This window comes from Coprococcus sp. OM06-34AC, assembly GCF_003462545.1.
GTDB lineage: Bacteria > Bacillota > Clostridia > Lachnospirales > Lachnospiraceae > Coprococcus > Coprococcus aceti.
In genome coordinates this window covers 101126-127470 of the sequence record NZ_QTZF01000005.1, presented here as the reverse complement: position 1 = coordinate 127470, position 26345 = coordinate 101126, and the positions used below count along the sequence as shown (strand labels likewise).

General features: G+C 44.0%; 22 protein-coding genes and 2 pseudogenes. 21 read left to right on the top strand and 3 right to left on the bottom strand.

The window, feature by feature from the left end; genetic code table 11:
- The first annotated feature begins 182 nt into the window (after positions 1–182).
- The 6 genes and pseudogenes from gdhA (at position 183) to DXB91_RS09710 (ending at position 7247) form a co-directional block, all read left to right on the top strand.
- Positions 183–1544, top strand: a complete 1362-nt coding sequence (gene gdhA, locus DXB91_RS09735; protein ID WP_004851315.1) for an NADP-specific glutamate dehydrogenase — start codon at positions 183–185, stop codon at positions 1542–1544.
- 411 nt (positions 1545–1955) lie between these two features.
- Positions 1956–2651 (top strand): annotated as a pseudogene (locus DXB91_RS09730) (polyphosphate polymerase domain-containing protein).
- 176 nt (positions 2652–2827) lie between these two features.
- Positions 2828–3507, top strand: a pseudogene (locus tag DXB91_RS09725) (DUF4956 domain-containing protein).
- Between the two features lie 42 nt (positions 3508–3549).
- Positions 3550–5472 carry a carbohydrate-binding domain-containing protein gene (locus DXB91_RS09720; RefSeq protein WP_118017765.1) on the top strand — a complete coding sequence of 641 codons (1923 nt, stop codon included), beginning with the start codon at positions 3550–3552 and terminating at the stop codon, positions 5470–5472.
- Between the two features lie 144 nt (positions 5473–5616).
- Positions 5617–6147, top strand: coding sequence for a histidine phosphatase family protein (locus tag DXB91_RS09715; protein WP_015533999.1), 531 nt, complete (start codon positions 5617–5619; stop codon positions 6145–6147).
- Between the two features lie 23 nt (positions 6148–6170).
- On the top strand, positions 6171–7247 hold the full coding sequence (locus tag DXB91_RS09710) for a putative manganese transporter (RefSeq protein WP_055273844.1): 1077 nt from the start codon (positions 6171–6173) through the stop codon (positions 7245–7247).
- A 117-nt stretch (positions 7248–7364) separates the two neighbouring features.
- On the opposite strand, the gene DXB91_RS09705 is transcribed toward DXB91_RS09710, so the two are convergent.
- A complete protein-coding gene (locus tag DXB91_RS09705; RefSeq protein WP_118017763.1) occupies positions 7365–7613 on the bottom strand; it encodes a hypothetical protein in 249 nt (82 codons plus the stop codon).
- A gap of 114 nt (positions 7614–7727) precedes the next feature.
- Positions 7728–8456, bottom strand: coding sequence for an SDR family NAD(P)-dependent oxidoreductase (locus DXB91_RS09700; RefSeq protein ID WP_118017761.1), 729 nt, complete (start codon positions 8454–8456; stop codon positions 7728–7730).
- A gap of 148 nt (positions 8457–8604) precedes the next feature.
- Between DXB91_RS09700 and DXB91_RS09695 the strand changes: the two genes are divergently transcribed.
- The 8 genes from DXB91_RS09695 to guaA all read left to right on the top strand — a co-directional run bounded on the left by DXB91_RS09695 (position 8605) and on the right by guaA (position 18375).
- Entirely contained in the window at positions 8605–9195 is a 591-nt protein-coding gene (locus DXB91_RS09695) for a LytR C-terminal domain-containing protein (RefSeq protein ID WP_055147189.1), read from the top strand.
- Between the two features lie 443 nt (positions 9196–9638).
- The gene (locus tag DXB91_RS09690; RefSeq protein WP_004851294.1) at positions 9639–10751 is read left to right on the top strand and encodes an ABC transporter ATP-binding protein; all 1113 of its coding nucleotides are present in this window, start codon (positions 9639–9641) and stop codon (positions 10749–10751) included.
- 196 nt (positions 10752–10947) lie between these two features.
- Positions 10948–12036, top strand: coding sequence for a PucR family transcriptional regulator (locus tag DXB91_RS09685; protein WP_055224350.1), 1089 nt, complete (start codon positions 10948–10950; stop codon positions 12034–12036).
- Positions 12037–12272: 236 nt separating this feature from the next.
- Positions 12273–12959 (top strand): cell division ATP-binding protein FtsE, encoded by a 687-nt coding sequence (ftsE, locus tag DXB91_RS09680; protein WP_022216898.1) that lies wholly within the window; start codon positions 12273–12275, stop codon positions 12957–12959.
- Positions 12949–13857, top strand: a complete 909-nt coding sequence (gene ftsX, locus DXB91_RS09675; protein ID WP_015533994.1) for a permease-like cell division protein FtsX — start codon at positions 12949–12951, stop codon at positions 13855–13857. Before ftsE ends, ftsX begins: the two co-directional genes overlap by 11 nt.
- 183 nt (positions 13858–14040) lie before the next feature.
- Positions 14041–15276, top strand: a complete 1236-nt coding sequence (locus DXB91_RS09670; RefSeq protein ID WP_022216897.1) for a murein hydrolase activator EnvC family protein — start codon at positions 14041–14043, stop codon at positions 15274–15276.
- Positions 15277–15340: 64 nt separating this feature from the next.
- Positions 15341–16573 (top strand): S41 family peptidase, encoded by a 1233-nt coding sequence (locus tag DXB91_RS09665; protein WP_055147201.1) that lies wholly within the window; start codon positions 15341–15343, stop codon positions 16571–16573.
- Between the two features lie 260 nt (positions 16574–16833).
- A complete protein-coding gene (guaA, locus tag DXB91_RS09660; RefSeq protein WP_118017759.1) occupies positions 16834–18375 on the top strand; it encodes a glutamine-hydrolyzing GMP synthase in 1542 nt (513 codons plus the stop codon).
- A 292-nt stretch (positions 18376–18667) separates the two neighbouring features.
- Here guaA and DXB91_RS09655 read toward each other — a convergent pair whose 3' ends face one another.
- Positions 18668–19198, bottom strand: coding sequence for a helix-turn-helix domain-containing protein (locus tag DXB91_RS09655; RefSeq protein ID WP_009247529.1), 531 nt, complete (start codon positions 19196–19198; stop codon positions 18668–18670).
- Positions 19199–19646: 448 nt separating this feature from the next.
- Here DXB91_RS09655 and DXB91_RS09650 point away from each other — a divergent pair, with 448 nt between their 5' ends.
- The 7 genes from DXB91_RS09650 to DXB91_RS09620 all read left to right on the top strand — a co-directional run bounded on the left by DXB91_RS09650 (position 19647) and on the right by DXB91_RS09620 (position 26293).
- Positions 19647–19835, top strand: coding sequence for a transcriptional regulator (locus DXB91_RS09650; protein WP_009247528.1), 189 nt, complete (start codon positions 19647–19649; stop codon positions 19833–19835).
- Positions 19836–20927 (top strand): site-specific integrase, encoded by a 1092-nt coding sequence (locus tag DXB91_RS09645; protein ID WP_009247527.1) that lies wholly within the window; start codon positions 19836–19838, stop codon positions 20925–20927.
- Positions 20917–21252 carry a plasmid mobilization protein gene (locus DXB91_RS09640; RefSeq protein ID WP_009247526.1) on the top strand — a complete coding sequence of 112 codons (336 nt, stop codon included), beginning with the start codon at positions 20917–20919 and terminating at the stop codon, positions 21250–21252. Before DXB91_RS09645 ends, DXB91_RS09640 begins: the two co-directional genes overlap by 11 nt.
- Entirely contained in the window at positions 21242–22396 is a 1155-nt protein-coding gene (locus DXB91_RS09635; protein ID WP_009247525.1) for an AAA family ATPase, read from the top strand. The genes DXB91_RS09640 and DXB91_RS09635 overlap by 11 nt, the downstream gene beginning before the upstream one ends.
- A 355-nt stretch (positions 22397–22751) precedes the next feature.
- Positions 22752–23891, top strand: coding sequence for a plasmid recombination protein (locus DXB91_RS09630; RefSeq protein ID WP_019190307.1), 1140 nt, complete (start codon positions 22752–22754; stop codon positions 23889–23891).
- Between the two features lie 26 nt (positions 23892–23917).
- Positions 23918–24295, top strand: coding sequence for a TnpV protein (locus tag DXB91_RS09625; protein ID WP_009247523.1), 378 nt, complete (start codon positions 23918–23920; stop codon positions 24293–24295).
- 453 nt (positions 24296–24748) lie between these two features.
- Complete coding sequence (locus DXB91_RS09620) at positions 24749–26293, top strand: ATP-binding cassette domain-containing protein (RefSeq protein WP_009247522.1); 1545 nt, start codon at positions 24749–24751, stop codon at positions 26291–26293.
- The last annotated feature ends 52 nt before the right edge of the window (positions 26294–26345 follow it).

Sequence of the window (26345 nt, the reverse complement as noted above, 5' to 3'; positions counted from 1 at the left end):
GAATGTTTACAAACAGTATGTGTAATTCGTAAAAACAGGATAAAATAAAGTAAAAACAAAAAAATACTTAGATTTCACAAGTTTTTTCTTTACAATCTTAATTTCCTATACTATAATAGGGAGCGTGGTCAGGAAATAATTAACAGGTCACGATATATAATCAGTTTAGGAGGATTTTTACTATGTCATATGTTGATGAAGTACTCGAGATAGTACAGAAGAAGAATGCAGATCAGCCTGAGTTCTTACAGGCAGTAACAGAGGTTCTTGATTCACTCAGACCTTGTATCGAGGCAAATGAGGAGCTTTACAGAAAGAATGCTATCCTCGAGAGAATCACAGAGCCAGATAGACAGCTCATGTTCAGAGTACCATGGGTAGATGACAACGGACAGGTACAGGTCAACAGAGGTTTCCGTGTACAGTTCAACAATGCCATTGGACCATACAAGGGAGGTCTCAGACTTCACCCATCAGTAAACCTTGGTATCATCAAGTTCCTTGGTTTCGAGCAGGTTTTCAAGAACTCACTTACAACACTTCCAATCGGTGGTGGTAAGGGTGGTTCAGACTTCGACCCTAAGGGTAAGTCAGACAGAGAGATCATGGCATTCTGCCAGAGCTTCATGACAGAGCTTTGCAAGTATATCGGTGCTGATGTCGATGTTCCAGCTGGAGATATCGGAACAGGCGCTAGAGAGATCGGTTTCATGTTCGGTCAGTTCAAGAGAATCCGTGGATCATACGAGGGAGTTCTCACAGGTAAGGGACTTACATATGGTGGATCACTTGCTCGTACAGAGGCTACTGGTTACGGACTGCTTTACCTTACAAACGCACTGTTAAAGGATCATGACATTGATATCGCAGGCAAGACTTGTGCAGTATCAGGTGCTGGTAATGTTGCAATCTACGCAATCCAGAAGGCACATCAGTTAGGTGCTAAGTGTGTTACATGTTCAGATTCTACAGGTTGGATCTACGATCCAGAAGGAATCGATGTTGCACTTCTTAAGGAAGTTAAGGAAGTTAAGAGAGCACGTCTTGATGCTTATGCTGCTGCTAGACCATCAGCTGAGTACCATGTAAAGAAGGATGCAAATGATCACGGCGTATGGTCAATCAAGTGTGACCTTGCTCTTCCATGTGCTACACAGAACGAGCTTAACCTTGACGATGCTAAGATGCTTGTTGCAAACGGCGTTATCTCAGTAACAGAGGGCGCTAACATGCCTACAACTCTTGAGGCTACTAAGTACCTTCAGGAGAATGGTGTTCTCTTCGTTGGTGGTAAGGCTGCAAATGCAGGTGGTGTTGCTACATCAGCTCTTGAGATGAGCCAGAACAGCGAGAGACTTTCATGGACATTCGAGGAAGTTGATGGCAAGCTCAAGGGAATCATGGAGACAATCTACGCTAACATCTCAGATGCAGCAAAGAGATACAACATGACAGTTGGCGGAAACGCAGACTATGTTGCAGGTGCTAACATCGCCGGTTTCGAGAAGGTTGTTGACGCTATGCTTGCTCAGGGCGTTTGCTAATCCTAGGTAATAGGCGAGAGCCATATCTTCAAATCAACTAGACATAAGATTATAATATAAGACTATAGACGTCCATCTGTGGAGTGATCCGCAGATGGGCGTTTTTGCGTTGCGGTTGTCTTCGGTGACTCCTGTTGGTGTAATCTCTATGTTGTATATCCAATCACGTTTGTCTACCCTCACTTTGATTTTGCTTCCATCGTGCACGCCGCGCCAAGCACGATAAGGGCGCCTAGCTCTCTGCGGCGGCACAGAAGCGTCAAAGTTCGGTCGCCGGCACTACCGATTGGATATACAACGTAGAGAATACACACCAACAGGAGTCACCGAAGACAATTTTTTATATTTAAAGTTCGTTTAAGTTTTACAGGCTATTATAGCATCATCAAGAGGAGATAAGGTAAAGAAAGGATGATGCTTATGGCAGACAACACGTTTAAAAGATATGAACTTAAGTACATGTTAGATAGAGAACAGTACGAGCAGATAATGAGCGAAATGATAAGGTATATGCAGCCGGACAGGTTTGCGCATAGCCAGATCATTAACATATATTTTGACACTCCTTCCCACAGGCTCATCAGAGACTCCATAGAAAAGCCGGTTTACAAAGAGAAGCTCAGGCTCAGAAGCTATGGAGTCCCGGATGACGATTCAGAGGTTTTTATCGAGCTCAAGAAGAAATACAAATCTGTTGTGTACAAAAGGAGGCTGGAGGTGCCTGAACAGGAGGCTATGGATTATCTGGTGGGCGGCCAGCCGCTACACAAGGATTGTCAGATCGGCAGAGAGATCGATTATTTCATGTAGGTATACAAAGATCTGGAGCCTGCGGTGGTTCTCTCGTATGAGAGAGATTCCTACAAAGGGATAGATGATCCGGAGCTCAGGATCACGTTTGATTACAATATACTGTGGCAGAATGATGATCTGGCACTTCAGAAAGAACCATATGGGTACAAGGTCATACCAGAATATAAGGTGTTGATGGAGATCAAGATGGCAGGTGGGTTCCCGCTGTGGCTGTCACATCTGCTCACAAAGTATGGAGCATACAAGACGTCATTTTCAAAGTATGGAGAGGCGTATAAACAGATGGTAGGCTGACATAAGTCAAGAATAAATAATATTGACAAAAAATGGATACAAAAGAGTGACTGTACAAAATCAGTAGAACAATCAGTAAAAATATATATCGATCATATTAAATTAAAACCTAAAATTATAAAAAGACGAATTATGTAAATCATAAAGTGACAAACATGAGCAGGAGGAGATAGAAGATGACAGGATTATTTGACAGTATATTTGGAACGGCGACAACGATAACGGTGCAGGAGTTTCTGATCTGCATAGCGGTATCTTTTGTGATAGGCGTATTCCTTGCTGGGGTGTACGCGTTTAGGAGCAGATATACACAGAGCTTTTTGGTGACACTGGCACTCATCCCAGCGGTTGTGTGCGTGGTGATCATGATGGTAAATGGAAACGTTGGCGCGGGCGTTGCGGTGGCAGGAGCATTCAGCCTTGTAAGGTTCAGATCGGTTCCAGGTTCGGCAAAGGAGATATGCGCCATATTCCTTGCGATGGGAGCTGGGCTTGTGACCGGAATGGGATTTATAGGATATGCAGTATTATTTGCCGTCATACTTGGCGGAGCGATGTTCATTTGCAGCCTTACTGGATTTGGCGGTGGAAGGGATGGAGAGAGAGCCCTGAAGATCACCGTGCCTGAAAATCTCGACTATACAGAGGCATTTGATGAGATACTTGCCGACTGTACAGACAGCTACAGACTGATAAATGTGAAGACGACCAACATGGGAAGCTGTTCAAGCTTACATATGTGGTGAAGCTTAAGAAGGACACAAATCAGAAGGATATGATAGATAAGCTCAGAGTGAGAAATGGCAACCTTGAGATCATGCTGGCACAGGTGGATTCGGGGGACATGACATTGTAGAAGTCAGTTGATAAGGCAGATACTTAGTAAGGAGATGATCGTATGAGGAAGAATAAATATATGAGACATATAGCGGGAATCCGCAAATGTCTGGCTATAGGGTTGACAGCGGCCATGTGCATGGCAATGCTTGCCGGATGTTCAACCAGCCAGAGCACAAGCTCGACTTCAGATACTGAGGTGACAAGTGATGTGAGCACAGAGACTGACGCTGATAAAGAAAGCCCAAATGGCAGTGCGGATGCAGAGAATACCAGTGTAAAGACAGAGATGACTGTGGAGGAAATGCAGGCGGCTATAGATGAAGCCATGAGCGATGCGGCTATAGATATAACAGATATGTTCACGAAGCGGGATCTGGCGGGAACCTATGATGAGAGCGAGGCTGTAAAGATAACATTATCGGGAAAGACAGCCGCATGTAATAGTTCAAATGTTCAAATCGAGGATGGAGTGGTGACTATCAAAGCGGCAGGTGTATACGTTCTGTCAGGGACACTCACAGACGGCACCATCGTGGTGGATGCGGGCGATGATGATAAGGTTCAACTTGTACTTGACGGAGTATCGATCATGGCTGCGGACTATGCGGCTATATATGCAAAGAACGCTGACAAGGTGTTTGTTACGTTGGCGGAAGGGGCAGGGAACAGTCTTACGGTATCCGGAGACTACGTCCAGACGGATGACAATAATGTGGACGCTGTGATATTTGCCAAATGTGATCTCACACTTAATGGCACTGGAAGCCTGACGGTCAAGGATAACATGGGACATGGAATCGTGTCCAAGGATGACCTGGTGGTTACAGGCGGTACTTATACCATATACAGTCAGGATCACTGCCTGAATGGCAAGGATAGCGTGAGAATTGCGGATGGAACATTTAACCTGAGCTGTGATGAGGATGGTATACATGCGGGAAATGACGACCAGCAGGATGGATATGTATATATAGAAGGCGGAGACATCAACATATCGGTTGGGGATGACGCGCTCCATGCGGAGGGACTTCTGATAATAACTGGTGGAGATATAGATGTATCTAAGAGTTGTGAGGGGGTAGAGGGGTATAAGATCCTTGTGACTGGCGGTGATATAGACGTGGTGTCAAGCGATGACGGATTTAATGCGGCCGGAGGAAGCTCAGGCTCGGGATACAACCATGATGGTTTTGGAGGCGGCCCAGGCATGGGCGGAGTGTACATGGATGCCGACAGTGATGCATATATTTTTATAACAGGAGGAACGATAAACATAAATGCTGATGGTGATGGAATAGACTCCAACGGCTGCATTGGAATTACAGGAGGCAGCGTGTATGTACTCGGCCCTTCTGACAATGGCAATGGCGCGATGGACTACGGAATCTGTGCTGCGATAACAGGCGGCGAGATCGTGGCTGTAGGTGGTTCTGGTATGGCACAGGGATTTGGAGATGAGTCCACACAGTGCTCGGCTCTGGTCAACTTTGACGAGTGGATAGACGCCGGAGAGACGATCACACTCACCAATTCCGATGGCAAAGAAGTGCTCAGCTACAAGGCAGACAAGAAATTTAACTCGGTTGTCATCAGTACATCAGATATGAAACAGGGTGGGATCTACACTCTGACTGTTGGAGACCAGGGCAGTACATTTACACTGGATGATATTACATACAGCGAGGGCTCAGGCGGAATGCAGAGACCGGGTGGCAATTTAGATAATGGCGGAATGCAGAGACCGGGCGGCAACTCAGATGATGGAAATATGCAGAGACCAGGTGGCAATTCAGATGATGGAAATATGCAGAGACCAGGCGGCAACTCAGATGATGGAAATATGCAGAGACCAGGTGGCAATTCAGATGATGGAAATATGCAGAGACCGGATGGCGATTCAGATAATGGGCAGAATGACAGCGCAAATGGCAGTTCACAGAACAAAGACAATAGTTCGAGCTCAGACAGCATGAGCATATAGAAGATAATTCCAGACGCTTTAATAGCCGAAAACAGTTGATTAATTTGCAAAAATGCTTAATATTATAAAGACATGAGATTTTTGTAGTTAATACACAGTTGGTAAAAAGAGCAGATACCCAATATGACTGGAAGGAGAAAACATATGAAGTTATATGTTGCAAGACATGGAGAGACGGAATGGAACAGACTTAATAAGGTCTGTGGCAGGACAGATTCCCATCTTACAGATAAAGGACTTCAGCAGGCACAGCTCCTTGCAGAGAGATTGGATAGCTGCTCTATTGACGTGATAATAGCATCGCCGCTCTCCAGGGCACAGGAGACAGCACGAGCGGTGGCGGAGAGAAAGCATTTGCCGGTACTTACGGATGAAAGGCTTATAGAACAGGATTACGGTGTGTATGAGGGTGTCCAGAGGGACGACAGGGATTTCCTGAACAATAAAAGAATGTTCGCATACAGATATCCTGGTGGAGAATCCATGATGGATATTGCCAGGAGAACGTACGATCTGATAATTGAAACCCGCGAGACCTATCCGGATTCGTCGGTACTGTTTGTTTGCCATAACGGAATATGCAGGGTGATATGCAGCTATTTCATGGATATGACCAACGAGGAGTATTTTGGATTCAGTCAGGACAATTGTGGGTACAATATCTACGAGTGCTGATCTGAGAAGGAGTGTTTTATAATATGAAGGAATTGCTTATAGATTCATTTAAGGATGCACTGTTTGATACGGTGAAGCTCATCCCGTTTCTGCTCATCACCTATGTGGTCATGGAGTGGCTTGAGAGAAAAACTGCAGGCCGACAGGCACATGTGCTTGGAAAGGCAGAGAAGCTTGGGCCATTGATTGGCGGAGTGCTGGGAATAGTGCCACAGTGCGGATTTTCACTTATGGCATCCAACCTGTACAGCGGAGGCGTGATAGGGGCGGGCGTGCTCATAGCCGTGTTCATGTCAACCTCGGACGAGATGCTGCCGATCATGCTGTCAAATGACGCGATAAGCGCGGGGACAATAGTGAAGATCCTTGCGACAAAGGCGGTCATAGCCGTAATAACAGGCTATATAGTAGGATTTGTGCTGGACAGACTGAGAAAGCCGGTCCAGGTAAAGAAGATAGATCCAGTCCACAGACATGGCGGACATGATGAACACGAACACCATGGCGGACATGTGCACAGTGACACTGCAAAAGCGGCAGAAAGCTCCATACATACACAGAATATAGTGTATAAGGATGCTGCTGAGAAGAAAGGAAAGGGACATGTGCATGACTATGTCCATGAGCACAGTCACGACCACGGACATTTGGGAGAGAAGAATATCCATGAGGTGTGCGAACAGGAACACTGCGACTGCGAGGGTGGAATATTCAGATCTGCTCTGGTGCACACTGCAAAGATTGCGATATTTATATTTATATTCTCACTTGTGATAAATGTGATCATAGAGGCTGTAGGAGAGGAATCCATAGCCCGCATATTCAATGATGTGCCTGTGCTTGGAGAGGCGGCAGCAGCGTTGGTGGGTCTTATTCCTAACTGTGCGGCATCAGTCATAATAACCGAGCTGTATCTTCAGGGAATACTCAGCGCGGGTGCTATGATGTCAGGACTTCTGGTGAGTGCAGGAGTAGGCCTTGTGGTGCTCTTTAGGATGAACAGACATAGACCTGTGGAGAATATAAGGATAGCAGTGGTGCTGTATGCTGCAGGACTTGCGTGGGGACTCATAATAAATGCTCTTGGAATCACATTTTAGCAGAGTGTAGAGAAAATAAATGTAAGCGATGCGCAGTGACCGCATTGCAATAAAGTAAAAAAGGGCTGCGAAAAAACTCAATCGAGTTTTTTCACAGCCCCTTGTGTGTGTGTGTTGTTACTTTGTGCGTTTCTTACCGCAGACAGGACAGATATCCTGATCCGTAGGCTGTCCGCATCCCCAGCAGATCCAAGTGTTCCCTTCACTGGATGGTTGCTCCGCCAGCTTTTGTGTCGGCTTCATCTTGAAGTTTTTGGAAACAATCTCCACATTGCCGTCCTCGTCAAGAGTAGTCTTGATATCTGCGGCGGCGGGAGTTGTGTCCGATGAAATATTTTTCTTCTTTTTCCCAAATCCAAATCCCATTTTATAACCCCGATTCTATAACATATATAAAATATTCTAATGCAATATATACAATTAAGCAATAGAAATTTGGACGAAATTGCCTATACTGTTGTAAAATTTGATGAAAAGCACCTATTGCCATGCGCCATCAAATGTGATCACCTGACCATTCAGGTATTCTCCACACTCGGCAATGTGCACAATGAAATCTGCCGCTTCAGAAGGTTTGGCCATTCTTCCTGCAGGTATTTCATCCTCCAGCATCTGGCGTTCCTCCGGTGACAGATGACCGTTCATGGAGGTGTCAATTGCGCCAAATGCTATGGCGTTGACGGTTATACCGCTTGGAGCAAGCTCCTTTCCAAGAGCCTTTGAGAAGGAATTTACAGCACCCTTGGAGGCTGAATATGCGACCTCACACGACGCACCGACATTTCCCCACACGGACGAGATATTGATTATGTGTCCTTTGTGGTGCTGGATCATGTGAGGAACCACGAGTCGGCAGCTATTGAAAACCGAGTACACATTTGACTTCATGGTTCTGTCAAAATCCTGTGCGGTCATATCGTTTATAAGCCCCACATAAGATATGCCGGCATTGTTGATGAGGAGATCGATGTCGCTGCCGAGATGATCTATGGTATTTTGTATAAACTTCTCCATAAATTCCATATCCCCGGCGTCTCCGGTCTCACAGTAACAGATGCAGCCTTTTGCCGTAAGTTCGTCTCTCAGAGAGAGAAGCTCTTCTTTGTGTTTGAATGAAGTGATAGATATGCTGTTATATTTGCCTGAAAGCGCCAGTGCTGTCGCCCTTCCGATGCCTGTCGAGGCGCCAATTATTATCGCTGTTTTCAAATCTGTACCTCCGCTATTTGTGAACAAAAATTTAATTCTAGTATATCATGCGAATTAAATGTTGAAAATAAAAAAGCACTTTGGTATACTCTAGTTGTTTTTGTTAACAAATGAGAATATACATTTATATTGAGATGGAGGCTATATAATGGGTAAGAAAGTAATGAAATTATTCTTAGATACAATGCTCAGAGCAGCGGTTATCATACTTGCAGTGGCTATAGTTGTCATGCTCGTACTGCTTGCACGAACCGTCAGCAAGAGCAAGAAATCAGACGCATCGGACACGGGCAATAAGACAAGCATCGTGACTGAGGAGTCAGATCCGTCAGATCCTACATTTGGAGGTTCAGGCGATGCTGCAGACAGCTCAGACACATCAGCGGATGACAGCTCACAGGACGCTTCAACAGAGGATGCAAATGCAGGAAATGGCAAGAATGCAAAAGTAGTAGTGCTCAACGCATCAGGCGTGTCAGGTGTGGCAGCTACATGGCAGACAACACTCACAGCGGATGGATACACATCAGTAGATATAGGAACATATGACAACGGAGATCAGTCAACAACAGTTATCTACACATCAGATTCATATGATGTGAGCGGACTTGTAAGCCTTCTGGGTGGAGCGGCAACGGCTGACAGATCAGATATTGACTCATCTGTTGCTTCAGATGTCGACATTTCAGGTGCAGACATTGTCGTAGTAATAGGTGTGGACAACGCAGCCAACAACTAGATATAGAAGAATATGTAGAAAATATATAGAAAACTCTGCTGATATCGGAATAGAAAACACCGATATCAGCAGAGTTTTTTTACTGTAGTACAAAATGTTACAGATTTTGCCGGCTGTTCTACATTTTTCTGGTTTGTCAAGTATATATATGAGTAAAAACAATAGGCAAAAGTAATAAAATATACCGAAAACGTGACGAAAAACTCTATTGACATAAATGGGTATGGTGAAGGTTTCACAAAAAAGGAAGTTTAAACCAAGGGAAAACGGTTCGAAAACCGTCAAAATGTTGCAAAATTTGTGCATGTATACAATTTAGACAAAAGTTTAAAAATTTTTTTGAGCAATAATCACATAGAATGAAAAATGCCAATGATGTAGAATAACAATAGTTTTTAGGGTGAACAAAAACAAGATTATATACACTACGGAGGTAATTTCAAATGGCAAGTTTATCACTTAAGAACATTTACAAGGTATATCCTAACGGATTCAACGCAGTTAAGGACTTCAACCTTGAGATCGAAGACAAGGAGTTCATCATCTTTGTTGGACCATCAGGATGTGGAAAGTCAACAACTCTTAGAATGATAGCAGGACTTGAGGATATCAGCTCAGGTGAGTTATGGATCGGCGACAAGCTCGTAAACGATGTAGAGCCAAAGGACAGAGATATTGCGATGGTATTCCAGAACTACGCTCTGTACCCACATATGTCAGTATATGATAACATGGCATTTGGACTTAAGTTAAGAAAGGTTCCAAAGGAGAAGATCGACAAGGCTGTACATGAGGCAGCTAAGATTCTTGATATCGAGCATCTTCTTGACAGAAAGCCAAAGGCTTTATCAGGTGGACAGAGACAGCGAGTTGCTATGGGACGTGCAATTGTCCGTGAGCCAAAGGTATTCCTTATGGACGAGCCTCTTTCAAACCTTGACGCTAAGCTTCGTGTACAGATGCGTGTTGAGATCTCAAAGCTTCATCAGAGACTCCAGACAACTATCATCTACGTAACACATGACCAGACAGAGGCTATGACACTTGGTACAAGAATCGTAGTTATGAAGGATGGTATCATCCAGCAGGTAGATACACCTCAGAACCTCTACGACAAGCCATGTAACCTGTTCGTTGCCGGATTCATGGGTATGCCACCTATGAACTTCATCGATTGTAAGGTTGTTAAGTCAGGTGCTGACGTTCTCCTTATGTTCGGTTCACATTCAATCAAGGTTCCAGACAGCAAGGCTGAGAGACTTATCGCACTTGATGCTATCGATAAGGAAGTTGTTCTTGGTATCCGTCCAGAGGATATTCATGATGAGCAGCTCTTCATCGAGTCATCACCAGAGAGCGTAATCGATGCAAGAATCAACATCTACGAGATGCTTGGTGCCGAGGTTTACTTATACTTCACAATCGACCAGTTCGATATCACAGCAAGAGTAAATGCTCGTACAACAGCTAGACCTGGCGACACAGTTCAGTTCGCATTTGACTTAAGCAAGATTCATATCTTCGATAAGGAGACAGAGGAGATCCTTGTTAACTAGTCTTAGATAACACATAGAACTTACAATTACACTCCAGATAACTGGAAACAGTAGTTTAATTCTTGGAAAATTGAGAAAATGCAGAAAATACATATAAAAAATCTGCATTTTCTCTTTTTTTTTCTGCATTTTTGCTTTAAAATAAGAGTAATGGATTACGGGATAAAACGTATAATGAGTATAAGGAGTGAAAAGAATGATATCAAACCAGATTCTTCAGGATACAATAGACGGATTAAAAGGTATAACAAGAACTGACCTGTGCGTGTTGGACACAGAGGGAAAAGTGCTTGCGTCAACACTTAAGGATATAGATGACTGCGAGGATTCAGTTCGTGCATTTGTTGATTCACCGGCAGAGAGCCAGGTTGTAAGAGGTTATCAGTTCTTCAAGGTGTTTGACGATAACCAGTTAGAGCATATTCTCATGGCAAAGGGCGAGACCGATGATACATATATGGTCGGCAAGATTGCAGCATTTCAGATCCAGAACCTTCTGGTCGCATACAAGGAGAGATTTGACAAGGACAACTTTATCAAGAACCTTCTTTTAGACAATCTCCTTCTGGTTGATATCTACAACAGAGCAAAGAAGCTCCACATAGATACTGATGTGAGAAGAATCGTATTTATCATAGAGACAAAGAATGAGAAGGATACCAATGCACTTGAGACAGTACGTAATATCTTCTCAGCCAAGACAAAGGATTTCATCACTGCTGTGGACGAGAAGAACATCATTCTTGTCAAGGAAGTCAAGTCCAACGAGACATATGACGACATGAACAAGATTGCCAAGGTCATCGTTGACATGCTCAATACCGAGGCGATGTCATCTGTACATGTATCATTCGGAACAATTGTCAATGAGATAAAGGAAGTTTCACGTTCATACAAAGAGGCTAAGATGGCTCTGGATGTTGGAAAGATATTCTATGAGAACACAGATATCATAGCATACAGCAATCTTGGAATAGGACGACTTATTTACCAGCTTCCACTTCCTCTGTGCAAGATGTTCATCAGAGAGATATTTGACGGCAAGAGCCCTGATGAGTTTGACGAGGAGACTTTGTCAACTATCAACAAGTTCTTTGAGAACAGCCTGAACGTATCAGAGACATCAAGACAGTTGTACATCCACAGAAATACTCTGGTATACAGACTTGATAAGTTGCAGAAGAGCACAGGCCTTGATCTGAGAGTATTCGAGGATGCCATCACATTCAAGATCGCTCTTATGGTTGTAAAGTACATGAAGTACATGGAGTCACTGGATTATTAAAATGTCCGGTGGACAGTTATCTGGAATATAGATTGCATAGAAGCGGCAGCCTTACATATGGATATATGAAGACTGCCGCATCGTGTATTAATTTTAATTCACAAACTATACACAACAAAACAATCAATATGTAGTATAATGAAGCGAGGATGAAATGAATCAGAATCATCCGACTATGGACAAATGTAAGATAATGTACAGTTTATGCCGTAAAGAGGCAATATAGGAGACATGAGATGATAGAGTTAGAGAACGTGAGTATGACATACCCTGGGGGCAATCAGGCGCTCAAGAATGTGAACATCAATATAGAAAAAGGCGAGTTCGTATTTATAGTTGGAAGCAGTGGATCAGGCAAGACCACTCTGTTTAGGCTTCTGCTCAAGGAGCTCGATCCTACGGAGGGAAATATCACTGTTGCCGGATACGACTATGGCAAGATAAAGAGAAAAGATATACCGAAGGTCAGAAGAAGGATTGGAGTCGTATTCCAGAACTTCAGGCTTCTGAAGGACAGGACTATATACGAGAATGTTGCATTTGCACAGAGAGTTATCCAGACTCCGGCGAGATACATCAGAAGACGTGTTCCGGCCATGCTGACGCTGGTTGGACTTGCAGACAAGTACAAATCATATCCAAAAGAGCTCTCAGGTGGTGAGCAGCAGAGAGTTGCCATGGCGAGAGCACTGGTCAACAATCCTGACATCATACTGGCGGATGAGCCTACAGGAAATCTCGATCCTAAGAACTCATTGGATATCATGAACCTCCTTGAGGATATCAACAAGAGAGGAACCACAGTTGTCGTGGTAACCCACAACAAGGATATCGTTAATGAGATGAAGAAGAGAGTTATCACCCTGAAGAAGGGTGTAATTATCAGCGACGAGAAGGAAGGAGGATATATAGATGAAGATTAGTACATTTTTCTATATCCTCAGACAGGGCTTTGCGAATATAAGAAGAAACATACTGTTCTCACTTGCATCACTTGGAACCATCATATCATGTCTGTTCCTCTTTGGAATCATATATGCGGTGGTTGTAAACTTCCAGTCCGGTATGCAGGAGCTTGAGAATACAGTTACAATATCAGTGTTCTTTGACGAGGATGTGTCGGACGACACGATACAGCTTATCGGATCACAGATAAGAACTCTGGATTATGTAAACACGATGGATTACGTGTCGGCGGATGACGCATGGAATAAATTTGTTGAGCAGAACTACGATGATCCACAGGCGGCAAAGAATGCATTTGGCGAGGACAATCCACTTAAGAATTCGGCCTCATATGAGGTTACGCTCAAGGATGTGGCCAGACAGCCGGAGTTCGTGGCATTTGCCCAGGGGCTTTCAGGAGTCAGAAAGGTCAAGAGCTCTGACGTGACTGCGGACAGCATCACGACACTGTCATCCCTTGTCGGATATGCATCCATAGGAATAGTTGTGATACTGATGCTGGTATCTATCTTCCTTATAAGCAATACTATAACCATAGGTATCACGGTGCGAAAGGAAGAGATAGGGATCATGAAGCTGATCGGTGCGACAAATGTATTTGTACGGGCGCCGTTCATCATAGAGGGTGTGATCATAGGTGCGGTCGGTTCGGCTATACCTCTGGTCCTTCTGTACTACATGTATGATAAGATACTGACATATGTTGCCGGAAGATTTAAGGTTGTCACAACGCTGTTTGCATTTGTGAGCCAGCATGACCTGTTCAAGACCATGATACCGGTTGGACTTGTGCTTGGTATCGGTGTTGGACTGGTAGGAAGTATCCTTACCACGAGGAAGCATTTGAGAGTATGATATAATGAGCATTGTGACGGATGCGCTTGCGCAAGACGTCATAATGCGAATGCCCTCATTGAGCCGGCAGGCGATATAATATAATGAAGCACGCTGATGCGTGCGCAGGTCATCGCGCTCACGCACGACGACATAAGATATACTAGTTAATTGTTAGATGGGGATAACAAGGAGTAGTAGATTATGAAAAAGAAAGTCAATGTAAAAGGGAATATCAGAAGGATGGCATTGCTTGTTGCGGGATGTGTAGTCATGGGGGGCATGGCTGCGTCTCAGACCGGGGGAAATATGGCATATGCCATGACGAAGGAAGAGGCAGAGCGTCAGAAGGATGATGCCAGTGAAAACGAGAAGAATGCCAAGGACGTTCTGGATTCTCTGGAGGAACAGCAGAACAAGATCGTTCAGGATGTTGCGGATCTGGATGCCAAGATGACATCCGTCCAGACTCAGATAACGAGCCTGCAGGAGCAGACAGACGAGCTCCAGACGGAGATAGACACAACTCAGAAAAGTCTGGATGAAGCTCAGAAGGCAGAGGATGAGCAGTATGAGGCGATGAAGCAGAGAATACAGTATCTGTATGAGGAGGGGGAGACGGAATATGTCGATGCCCTGCTCAAATCCATATCATTCAGCGATCTCCTGAACAAATCAGAGTATATAGACCAGATATCGGAATACGATCAGAGGCAGCTTGCAAAGCTGATCAAGACCAAGACAGATATAGCCAATTATGAGGCGCAGCTTGAATCTGACCTCAGACAGGTGGAGTCGGTCAAGACGGATCTGGAGGGTAACGAGGCTGAACTGCAGACCCTTATAGATCAGAAGCAGGAAGAGATCACTAGATATGATGGTGATATAGAAGCCCAGAAGTCGTTGATGAACAAGTTCACTGTGGCCCGTGAGGAAGCCGAGAGACGTATCGCGGAGATATCCAGACAGGAGATGGGCAAGGCAAATGCAAATGGTACGGGTGCGTATACGAAAGATGGAAAGGTATACGACACCTCCAAATATAAGGGCAAATTCATGTGGCCGGTATCGACCGGAGGTGTTATCACGGATGAATTTGGTTACCGAGATGCTCCTACAGCGGGAGCAAGTACATATCATCAGGGACTTGATATAGGCTGTGATTATGGAACAGATATTGTTGCGGCGGAGGCCGGCACAGTCGTGATGTCCTGCTACAATGGCGGCGGTGGCAACATGGTCATGATCAGCCACGGCGGCGGAATATGTACGGTATATATGCACAACTCACAGCTATGTGTAAATGTTGGCGACAAGGTTGTGAAAGGTCAGGTCATAGCAAAGGCAGGAAGTACGGGTGTGTCGACAGGTCCGCATTGCCATTTTGGCGTGTCGATAGACGGAACGTATGTCAATCCGCATGACTTCCTTGGACAGTAGACCGGGCAGGGGATATGGAGAGATTCAGGTATTTGATGGCAATACAAGGTTAGGAGATAATGATATGAGGAAAATGTTGAAGAAGACAGTAGTGACAGCGGTGCTGGCAAGTACGGTGATCGGTCTGACGGGCTGCGGTACATCAGGTGTGTTCAGTGGCACACTCAGCGGCAAAACCGGCAGTTCCACCAAGATAACCTATGATGGCAATTTGTTGGATGCGGACGTACTTGACAAGACAGCGAAGATCGAGAGTATCATAGACAATTATTATTACAATGATATTGACGATGATACGATCAGGGAGGGCATATACAAGGGTATAATGGAATCCCTTGACGATCCGTATGCACAGTATTACACCAAGGAAGAGTATGCCAAGCTGCAGGAGGATGATTCGGGTGAGTATGCCGGAATCGGAGTTACGGTCAGCAAGGATGAGGATACGGGATATGTCCGTGCGGTAAATATCCTTGAGGGTGCACCGGCTGAGAAGGTGGATATACAGCCTGATGACATTATTGTACAGATAGATGATCACGAGATCACTACAGACGATGATCTTGACTACCTCGTATCACTCATAAGAGGCGATGCTGGAACTGATGTTACGCTGAAGATATACAGGGAGCGTGATAAGGCTTACCACGATGTCACCATCACCAGGGAGATCGTTGAGTACAGCACGGTATCATCATTTATGATAGACGACAAGATTGGATATGTGAGGATCACGCAGTTCATAGACAACACAGACGAGCTTTTCCAGAAGGCAGTTGAGGAGCTCAAGAATGAGGGCATGCAGGCACTGATGATCGATGTCAGAAGTGATCCGGGTGGAATGCTCACCACGGTCGTAAACATTTGCGACTATCTGCTCCCAGAGGGAACCATAGTGTCCATCAAGGACAAGACCGGCAAGGTTGTGGACGAGTATAAATCGACAGATGATGAATACCTCGATATGCCTATGGTAGTCCTGACAAATGAGTACAGTGCCAGTGCGTCAGAGATACTTACATCGGCACTCAAGGAATTCGGGGCTGCAACTGTTGTAGGAAAGAATACCTACGGTAAGGGAATCGTGCAGAGCGTTATACCACTTGGTGATGGCACAGCGATCAAGCTCACGACACAGAAGTATTTCACACACGACGACAACGATATCCACAAGAAGGGTGTTGCGCCTGATATTGAAGTGGATCTTCCAGATGATTATACCTATGAGGATTTCCAGGGCAAGAATGACAGCCAGTACCAGAAGGGTATTGAGGTTCTGAAGGAGAAGCTGAAGTAGGGATTAAGATAGAGATTGGTATAAATATAGTTATATAATAGATTTCAATACTGAGTGGGCAGGGCAGATGACGTTACTGCGTTATATAAATTTGTCAGTGAAGTATCTGTTCGAATGCTATCGTATATGTAAAATGCATAAATAATTAAAACAACATAATTTTTAGATAATATGCAGCACAAAAGTGCTGCATATTGTGTTATACTAGGAAATGTTCAGAAATCTGTTATAAGTAATAAAAGGCAACAAAGGAGATATACATGGATAAGGAACTGATTATCGTATTGGACTTTGGCGGACAGTACAACCAACTGATCGCCAGACGTGTAAGAGAGTGTAATGTATATGCCGAAGTACATCCGTACACATTGCCGCTGGAGAAGATCAAGGAGATGAATCCAAAGGGAATCATCTTTACAGGCGGACCAAACAGCGTATACAAAGACGATTCACCTAGCTGCAGCAAGGAGATATTCGAACTGGGTATTCCTATTCTCGGAATATGTTACGGTTCACAGCTCATGGCTCATCTGCTGGGCGGCAAGGTCAGCACGGCCCCTGTCAGCGAGTATGGAAGAACAGAGGTTGAGGTTGACAAGACATCCAAGCTGTTTGCAGATGTGAATGACAAGACCATCTGCTGGATGAGTCACACAGATTATATTGCAGAGGTACCAGAGGGCTTCAAGAAGACAGCTTACACTCCTGTATGCCCAGTGGCAGCCATGGAGAATGCTGAGAAGAAGCTGTATGCGACTCAGTTCCACCCAGAGGTTATGCACACCGAGGAAGGTATGAAGATGCTCAGAGCATTTGTCATGGATGTATGCCAGTGTGCAGGCGACTGGAAGATGGATTCATTTGTAAAAGATACAATAGAGAGTCTCCGTGCCAAGATAGGCGATGGCAAGGTGCTGTGCGCCCTGTCAGGTGGTGTGGACTCATCAGTAGCTGCAGTTCTCCTGTCCAAGGCGATAGGCAAGCAGCTCACATGTGTGTTCGTAGACCACGGCCTTCTCCGTAAGAGCGAGGGCGACGAGGTTGAGGCGGTATTTGGACCGGACGGCCCATATGACCTAAACTTCATCAGAGTAAATGCTCAGGACAGATTCTACAGCAAGCTTGCCGGAGTAACCGAACCTGAGGTAAAGAGAAAGATAATAGGCGAGGAATTCATCCGTGTATTCGAGGAGGAGGCCAAGAAGATCGGTGCCGTGGACTTCCTCGTACAGGGAACCATATATCCTGACGTCATCGAGTCAGGTCTTGACAAGTCAGCGGTAATCAAGTCCCACCACAACGTAGGCGGACTTCCTGACTATGTAGATTTCAAGGAGATCGTGGAGCCACTCCGTCTCCTCTTCAAGGACGAGGTCCGCAAGGCCGGCCTTGAGCTTGGAATCCCAGAGTACCTGGTATTCCGCCAGCCATTCCCAGGCCCAGGCCTTGGAATAAGAATCATCGGAGAGGTCACAGCCGAGAAGGTCAAGATCGTTCAGGACGCCGACGCCATCTACCGCGAGGAGATCGCAAAGGCAGGCCTCGACAGAAGCCTCGGTCAGTACTTCGCAGCCCTGACCAACATGCGTTCAGTTGGCTGTATGGGAGATTTCAGAACCTACGATTACGCTGTAGCACTCCGTGCTGTAAACACAACAGACTTCATGACAGCTGATTGTTCAGAGATACCATTTGAGGTCCTTCAGAAGGTTATGAACAGGATTATTAATGAGGTCAAGGGTGTTAATAGAGTAATGTATGATCTGACTAGTAAGCCGCCTGGAACGATTGAGTTTGAATAAATCGAGTTGCTTAAAAAAGCCAGTGTTTATGCGGGTTTCAGCGATTTCGATTAGTCTTTTGATAACAAATTGATAACAGTCATAGCAAGTGCCATTATTCTTGTTATCCAGTGGTTTATGGGTAACGGAACAATTAACAGGTGGCTTGCAGACTAAAGTTCGGAGCTTGGCTCTGAACAAATTCCATATTATAAACTAAGCCCTTAGCTGTGGTTAATAACCATAGTTAAGGGCTTTTTTGTCGTTGCCAAAGCATCTGTAGGGAGCTGCCAGTGGCAGGTCCTGTAGGTGCTTATTTATCTTTCAAGTGGTCTTTGAATGCTTCCACGAGAGCGTCACTTAATTCCTGTGATGGAACTTTTGCCCAACGCTGTGTGGTGTCGAACTCTGGATAATGGTAACGCCAGTTATCGTATTCTTCTCTGTTGATTTCTTCGGAAGATAGCTTGTCTGCCTGTTCTTTCCAAGCATACAGCATTTTGAGGAGTTCATATGCTTCTCTGCCTTTGTCCTTGTTGACCTTTAAGCATACCTCTCCGTCTGCTTCACTGACAGTAAGACCGTAAATATCTTCAAGGGTAAACAGAGTGTGCATAAGACCGATATAGCTGTCTATGTCAGGAACATCAAGAGCCTGTGGAGAAACATCAAGCACCTGTGCCAATGCATTTGTAAGGTCTGCTTTCGGTTTGCGTGTACCAGTTTCGTACTGTGCCAAACGCACATCAGCACTCTTTTCTGGAAAACCGATTGCTGTACCGAGATACTTTTGTGTCATACCACGCATTAGTCTGAAAAAATGTATTCTTTCGCTGATAGCCATAATGATACGCTCCTTTTATATTTAGTGAAATAAGTATAGCAGAAATGTTTAGTGGAAGTCAAGAAAAACCGAAACAAAAATGTTTAATATTTTCTTTGCAACCACTTGACAATAGCAAATATGTTTAGTAAAATAAATTACGAATTAAACAAATATGCTTAATGCGACAACTGAATGACCGTCCGAAAAGCCAAACCGCCAAGACCTCGTCGGAGCAAGTTCCGTATCGTTCGCTTGTGTGCAAGCACAAAAGCTCATTCGCTGCACTGCTCCTCCTCTTCCCCAAAAGTCTCCGACTTTTCGGGAACCCCTATACGAGCGAGCGCCTGATGTACTGCGGTGCATTGGGACAGCACAGCGCCTGCCGACAAGCAGGAGTGCCTGTTGGAACTTTAACACGGAGAAAGCGGCAAGCAAAAAATTATTTTAAGAAAGGAAGAAAAAGGATATGGAAAACAGATTTATCCGAGCCGAAGATGTGGCTCAGGAACTAAACGTATCAAAACCTTATGCATATAAACTCATCAGACAATTAAATGAGGAATTGAAAGCAAAGGGCTTTATTACGATTGCAGGGCGTGTAAATCGCCAGTATTTTTACGAAAGGCTCTACGGAGCAGGAAAGGGGGAAATGTAAATGCCGGTATTTAAGAATGAAGATAACGGTACTTGGTATGTGATGGCAAGGTATGTGAACTGGAAAGGGGAACGCAAGCAGAAATGCAAGCGTGGCTTTGCTACCAAACGAGAAGCACAGGAATGGGAAAGAATGTTCAAATTGCAGACTTCTTCAGACCTTGATATGAGTTTTGAAGCCTTTACGGAGCTTTATATCAATGATGTGAAGAACCGTTTGAAGGAAAACACGTGGCTTACCAAAGAGCATATCATACGCACAAAGATACTTCCGTATTTCGGGAAACTGAAAATCAGCGAGATTTCCACAAAGGAGATTATTACTTGGCAGAATGAAATGCTTGCCTATCGTGATGAGAAGAAAAAGCCTTATTCACAGACGTATCTGAAAACGCTGCACAATCAGTTGTCCGCCATTTTCAATCACGCTGTCCGCTACTATGAACTGCGTTCCAATCCTGCGGCAAAGGTGGGAAATATGGGACGTGAGGAACACAAGGAAATGCTGTTCTGGACAAAGGAAGAATACAAGAAATTCTCTTTTGAGATGATGGACAAGCCTGTTTCCTTTTATGCGTTTGAAATGCTTTACTGGTGCGGTATCCGAGAGGGCGAGCTGTTAGCTTTGACTCCGGCAGATTTCAACTTTGATAAGGAAACAGTCACAATCAATAAATCCTATCAGCGTTTGAAAGGGCAGGATGTGATTACTTCTCCGAAAACGAAAAAGAGCAACCGCACGATTAAAATGCCGAAGTTTCTGTGTGAGGAAATGAAAGAATATCTCGGTATGCTTTACGGATTGAAGAAGAAAGACCGTATCTTTACGGTGACGAAAAGCTATCTTCATCACGAGATGGACAGAGGGGCAAAGGCGGCAGGCGTGAAGCGTATCCGCATTCACGATCTCCGTCACAGCCACATTTCACTCTTGATTGATATGGGCTTTTCTGCGGTGGCGATTGCTGACCGAGTTGGTCACGAAAGTATTGATATTACTTATCAGTACGCACACCTCTTTCCGTCAAAGCAGATTGAGATGGCAGAAAAATTAGATGATTTAGGGAAAGGAGATTTTGAAAATGTCAGCTAAGAACAGAGATAACAAAAATCGTTGGAGGAATATCACAGTAGGGTTTCGAGTATCGCCCGAAGAAAACGAACTCATTAACAGAGCTGTAGCTCTATCAGGATTGCCAAAACAGGAGTATTGTTACCGCCGTTGCTTAAATCAGGATGTGGTGGTACAGGGCAATCCGAGAGTGTATAAGGCGTTGAAAACGGAATTTGCCACAGTCCTTGCGGAACTGAAAAGGATTGAAGCAGGAAAAGGTGTGGATGATGAACTGCTGAGTGTAATAGAACTGATTTCCATTATTCTCGGCGGTTTGAAAGGAGAGGATGCGAATGGAGAATAAAAAAGAAATGACTATTCCAAATGTATCTGCGGCAACAGATGCGGAACAGTCACTTTCCAAATGTACTGACAATAGTATAGTCAATCAGGATACGGATTTCAAGGGGTACGAGCAATCTTTTGAAGAAATGCAAAGGGAAATACTCAGACAGTTAGACCCTTCCTATCTGAAAACAGTATCAATGACAACGCTGTATGATACGGTGTTTGAGGTTCAGACACCACTTATCGACGGTCTGCTCCAAAGGGGAACTTACCTTTTCGTAGGTTCCCCGAAAGTGGGAAAGAGCTTTATGATGGCACAGCTTGCCTATCATATCAGCACAGGCACACCGCTTTGGGAGTATAAGGTGCGTAAGGCAACGGTGCTTTATTTTGCCCTTGAAGATGATTACCCACGTTTGCAGAAGCGATTGTTTCAGATGTTCGGTGCAAAGGAGACAGGCAATCTGTATTTCGCAACGGAATGTAAAACGGTCAATGGCGGACTGGAAGAACAGATAAGAGGGTTTATGAGGGAACACCCAGACACAGGCTTGATTATCATAGACACCTTAAAGCGTGTGCGTGAAGCAGGCGGAGCAGATTACAGCTACGCAAGTGATTATGATGTTGTGGCAAGGCTGAAAGCGTTGGCAGACAGTTACAAGGTTTCAATGCTTATTGTTCATCATACACGCAAACAAAAATCGGAAGATATATTCGATATGATTTCAGGCACGAATGGTCTGATGGGTGCGGCAGACGGTGCATTTGTTCTCAGTAAGGACAAGCGTACTTCCAACAATGCCACACTTGATGTTGCTGGCAGAGACCAGCAGGATATGAAAATCCATCTTGTAAGGGACAGCGAGCGATTGGTGTGGAACTTTGCAAAATCGGAAACGGAGATGTGGAAAGAACCGCCCGAACCTCTGCTTGAGAAGATAGCGGATACGCTCTTTTCGGAAAGTGACAGATGGGAAGGAACTGCTTCGGAACTTTGCGAAAGGCTTGCGGTGGATATAAAGCCGAATGTACTTTCTTTAAGGCTCAGTATCAACGCAAGCAGGCTGTTTCGTGATTACGGTATCCGTTATCAGAACAGCCGCACACACGACGGAAGAAAGGTTTCACTTTGGAAAGAAACCGAGCAGACGGCGTGACAAACGGTGTCAAAGGTGTCAATGTTTTTGAGAGCAGCACGCTGTGAAAAACATTGTCACCATCGTCACACTTTGACACCGGATAAAGTTTAGGGGAGTGTGCAGAGAGTGCCTTTTCAAAGGCGGCTCTTTGGTCTCGCCTGCTGGCTCGGTCGGTTCGCAGGCGTGTGTGCCACCGGCACACGCTCACCCCTCGGAGAGCCTTCGGAGAACGCAAAACCTGTTTACAGGTCGCATTTTTGATGGGTGTACCCGTCAAAAGTGCTTTTGCGTTACTTTTGACAAAAGTAACAAAACCTGAGAATGTTGAAATTTACAGATGGGAGATGAAAAAATGCAGAGAACGATAAGTGCAATGGTCGGTAAAGGCTCGGTCAATCACAATAGCCGAAAGTTCCGAGCAGAAAATGTAGACGGAACTCGTACTCATCTCAATATCGACTACTGCAATGAAAATATAAAGACAGTTTATCACGAATTGTTTGATGAAGCATTGGAAAGATACAATGCCAAGCAGATAAGGTCAGACCGAAAGATAAAAGATTATTATGAAAAAATCCGAAGTTCCAAGCAGGAAAAACCGTTCCACGAAATCATTTTACAGGTGGGCGGTAAGGGAAATATGAACGCCGATACGGAAAACGGAGAACTGGCAAAGCAGATTTTAGATGAATACTATCAGGGTTTTCAGGAGCGAAATCCACAGCTTCGGGTGTTCTCGGCTCATCTGCATATGGATGAAGCTACACCACATCTGCACATAGATTTTGTACCTTTTACCACAGGCAGCAAGCGTGGACTTGATACAAGAGTGTCACTAAAGCAGGCTCTTGCAACGCAAGGTTTTAAGGGCGGCAGTCGTGGCGATACGGAGTGGTCGCAATGGATACAGTCCGAAAAAGAACAGCTTGCGGCGGTGATGGAACGTTATGGGATTGAGTGGGAACATTTAGGCACACACGAAAAACATCTTTCTGTTTTGGATTATAAAAAGCAGGAAAGAGAAAAAGAAGTGGCGGCATTAGGTGCGAAAATCGAGCAGAAACAGATTGAATTTGATGTGTTGTCGGAACGAGTATTGAACTATGATAAGGCAAAAGACGAGCTGTCAAATCTTGAAATAGAGCTTGATACTGCACCGAAATATCAGTTGCCAGAACCAGAGAAATTTATGACTGCAAAGGCATATAAAACCAAAATGGCAGAGCCGGTTGTAAGGAAATTGAAGCAACTTGTCAAAACGGTGCTTGCCCGCTGCTTTGAGGGGTGGGACAACTATCATAGGCTGAATACAGCGAATGCACAGTTATACCGCACCAATCAGCGTTTGGAGAAAGTCAATGAAAGATTGACCGAAGAAAACAAAATCCTAAAAGCAGAAAATAAAGATTACAGCCTGCTCCGTAAGGTTTTTGGTCGCAAACAGATAGATGATTTGTTGGAGCAGGCAAGAACAGTTAAAGGTCGCAAGCGTGATAATACACGATCACGATAGACAAAAATCACAGGAGGAAAAGGAAAATGACAAAGACAATTTTTGAAGAAATGGGCGGAACTTATAGACAGGTGGGTGATTATTTATTGCCGAACATCACAGTACCAGCCGAAGAAGAAATAGAGCCGATTGGTTTATGGGGGAAACGACATGCAAGGCATTTAAAGGAACACTATAAAGTGTTATATATGAACCTGCTGACAAGCGGAAAGCTGCATAGTTATCTTGCAGAAGTCGATAAGCAAGCAGAGGATATGTTTCTTCGACTGGTAAAGGAATATGCCGACAGACAAGATGTGACGGAACAATTAAAGAAAGATAATCCCTACGAATGGATTGGAAGAATGAATAATATTCAGGCTTGTGTGAGGGAAGTTGTAGGAACGGAGTTGATTTACACATAAGCGTTTTACGGTATGGTGCTCCTGCGTTTGCTGGAGTGCTGTGGTTGTGGTTGTAAAGAGGTTGTGAAAGATTGAATTTCGTAATGGTTGGATGTATAATTAGGAAGTGAAAATTTTAATTTGCACTTCCATAAGGTGAAATGTATTGACACAAAAAATACAGTATGATAGTATTGCCATTAGAAGAAAGAAAGGCACATTTTGTGTAAGGTGAGGAAATGATTAATAGATAATTTGATTTAAGTAAGACACATATAGTTATTGAGCCTGTAGAGAATAGGTTTGTTTTGTGTACGCTTAAGTTGGATTATCGCAAGAGGCATTTCCTTTGTTTTCCTTTTGGAAAAGAAATAAGGGGCTATTTAGCGAGTCTATTTTTGCGTATGCAAAAAAGACTCGTTTTTGTGTGTTCAAAATAATAATTGGCTCAGACTTCGAAAAGGAGAAACTTTAATGTTGCAGATAAAAAAATTAAATTTAACACATAAAAAAGACCTGAGAATAATTCTTAATGATTTCAACCTTGTGCTAAATGATGGAGATAAGGCAGTTATTATTGGAGAAGAGGGAAATGGGAAATCGACATTAATGAAGTGGATATACAATCCGTCGCTTGTAGAAAACTATATAGAAGCAGATGGGGAAAGGATAATGGGACACGAACGTCTTGGTTATCTTCCGCAGGAGATGCTCGATGAAGATAAGGAAAAAACAATATACGAATATTTTTCTGAAGAGGAAATATTCTGGGAGAAAACGCCTAAAGAATTGTCTGTTATTGCGGGAAAATTTGGAATGAAAAATGATTTTTTCTACAGTAACCAGACAATGGGTAGTCTTTCAGGAGGCGAAAAAGTCAAGACACAACTTATGAGGCTTTTCATTCGCGATGTTTCTGTGCTGTTGTTGGACGAACCTTCCAATGACATCGACATTGCGACGCTTACATTACTGGAAAAAATCATAAATGACTGGAAGCACATTGTGCTTTTTATTTCACACGATGAAACGCTGATAGAGCGTACTGCCAACATGGTGATACATATCGAGCAGATTATACGAAAAACAAAGGCGAGATATACCGTGGCAAAGCTTCCCTATAGACGCTATGTGGAAGAACGGCTTCATAAATTTGAAATCCAAAAACAGCGGGCACTGAGTGACCGTAGGGAGAAAAAGATTCGCGATGAAAAATATCAAAGAGTTATGCAGAGTGTACAAGGTGCATTAAGAAGTTGTACCAGACAAGCACCGTCTGTTGCCAAAAACTTAAAGGACAAAATGCATACGGTTAAGGCAATGGAACGAAGATTTGAAAAAGAAGATGAAAATATGACTCAGATGCCGGAACAGGAAGAAGCAATCTTTGTCAAATTAGGGGATGAAAACTCACACATTCCCGCAGGAAAAACGGTCATAGAATATGAACTTTCAAAGCTTGTGACTCCGGATGGCAAAAGAATTTTAGCAGAAGGAATTCATTTAAAAATAAAAGGTTCAGAAAAAATCTGTATGATAGGAGCCAACGGGGCAGGAAAAACGACTCTTCTAAAAAAGATAGCGGAAGAACTCCTAAATCGGAATGACATTAAAGCAGAATATATGCCTCAAACTTATGAAGACCTGCTGGATTTGGATGTTACACCGGTTGATTACCTTGATAAAACAGGAGATAAAGAAGAGCGTACAAGAATTAGAACATACCTTGGTTCACTTAAATACACACCAGATGAAATGGAGCATCCGATTCGGGAGTTATCAGGCGGACAAAAGGCGAAAGTGCTTCTCTTGAGGATGAGCTTAAGTGGTGCAAATGTTCTTATTCTGGATGAACCGACAAGAAATTTTTCACCATTGTCCGGTCCGGTAATAAGAAAAATGCTCCGAGAATTTCCGGGGGCTGTCATTAGCATTTCTCACGATAGAAAGTATATTGAAGAGGTGTGCGATAAAATATATCAGCTAAATCCTAATGGATTACAGCTAATTGGTGATTGATAACAAAAAGGATGAAAGACTGACAAATTTCAGGCTTTTAGTGAGTTGGAAA

Excerpts from the sequence above, each read along its gene's own strand:
- DXB91_RS09650 (WP_009247528.1), top strand. The coding sequence starts at position 19,647 with ATGGAAAACAGATTTATCCGAGCCGAAGATGTGGCTCAGGAACTAAAC.
- DXB91_RS09640 (WP_009247526.1), top strand. The coding sequence starts at position 20,917 with ATGTCAGCTAAGAACAGAGATAACAAAAATCGTTGGAGGAATATCACA.
- DXB91_RS09720 (WP_118017765.1), top strand. The coding sequence starts at position 3,550 with ATGAGGAAGAATAAATATATGAGACATATAGCGGGAATCCGCAAATGT.
- DXB91_RS09665 (WP_055147201.1), top strand. The coding sequence starts at position 15,341 with ATGAGGAAAATGTTGAAGAAGACAGTAGTGACAGCGGTGCTGGCAAGT.
- guaA (WP_118017759.1), top strand. The coding sequence starts at position 16,834 with ATGGATAAGGAACTGATTATCGTATTGGACTTTGGCGGACAGTACAAC.
- DXB91_RS09715 (WP_015533999.1), top strand. The coding sequence starts at position 5,617 with ATGAAGTTATATGTTGCAAGACATGGAGAGACGGAATGGAACAGACTT.
- DXB91_RS09645 (WP_009247527.1), top strand. The coding sequence starts at position 19,836 with ATGCCGGTATTTAAGAATGAAGATAACGGTACTTGGTATGTGATGGCA.
- DXB91_RS09685 (WP_055224350.1), top strand. The coding sequence starts at position 10,948 with ATGATATCAAACCAGATTCTTCAGGATACAATAGACGGATTAAAAGGT.
- DXB91_RS09625 (WP_009247523.1), top strand. The coding sequence starts at position 23,918 with ATGACAAAGACAATTTTTGAAGAAATGGGCGGAACTTATAGACAGGTG.
- DXB91_RS09695 (WP_055147189.1), top strand. The coding sequence starts at position 8,605 with ATGGGTAAGAAAGTAATGAAATTATTCTTAGATACAATGCTCAGAGCA.
- DXB91_RS09630 (WP_019190307.1), top strand. The coding sequence starts at position 22,752 with ATGGTCGGTAAAGGCTCGGTCAATCACAATAGCCGAAAGTTCCGAGCA.
- DXB91_RS09635 (WP_009247525.1), top strand. The coding sequence starts at position 21,242 with ATGGAGAATAAAAAAGAAATGACTATTCCAAATGTATCTGCGGCAACA.
- gdhA (WP_004851315.1), top strand. The coding sequence starts at position 183 with ATGTCATATGTTGATGAAGTACTCGAGATAGTACAGAAGAAGAATGCA.
- ftsX (WP_015533994.1), top strand. The coding sequence starts at position 12,949 with ATGAAGATTAGTACATTTTTCTATATCCTCAGACAGGGCTTTGCGAAT.
- ftsE (WP_022216898.1), top strand. The coding sequence starts at position 12,273 with ATGATAGAGTTAGAGAACGTGAGTATGACATACCCTGGGGGCAATCAG.
- DXB91_RS09620 (WP_009247522.1), top strand. The coding sequence starts at position 24,749 with ATGTTGCAGATAAAAAAATTAAATTTAACACATAAAAAAGACCTGAGA.
- DXB91_RS09670 (WP_022216897.1), top strand. The coding sequence starts at position 14,041 with ATGAAAAAGAAAGTCAATGTAAAAGGGAATATCAGAAGGATGGCATTG.
- DXB91_RS09655 (WP_009247529.1), bottom strand. The coding sequence starts at position 19,198 with ATGGCTATCAGCGAAAGAATACATTTTTTCAGACTAATGCGTGGTATG.
- DXB91_RS09705 (WP_118017763.1), bottom strand. The coding sequence starts at position 7,613 with ATGGGATTTGGATTTGGGAAAAAGAAGAAAAATATTTCATCGGACACA.
- DXB91_RS09690 (WP_004851294.1), top strand. The coding sequence starts at position 9,639 with ATGGCAAGTTTATCACTTAAGAACATTTACAAGGTATATCCTAACGGA.
- DXB91_RS09710 (WP_055273844.1), top strand. The coding sequence starts at position 6,171 with ATGAAGGAATTGCTTATAGATTCATTTAAGGATGCACTGTTTGATACG.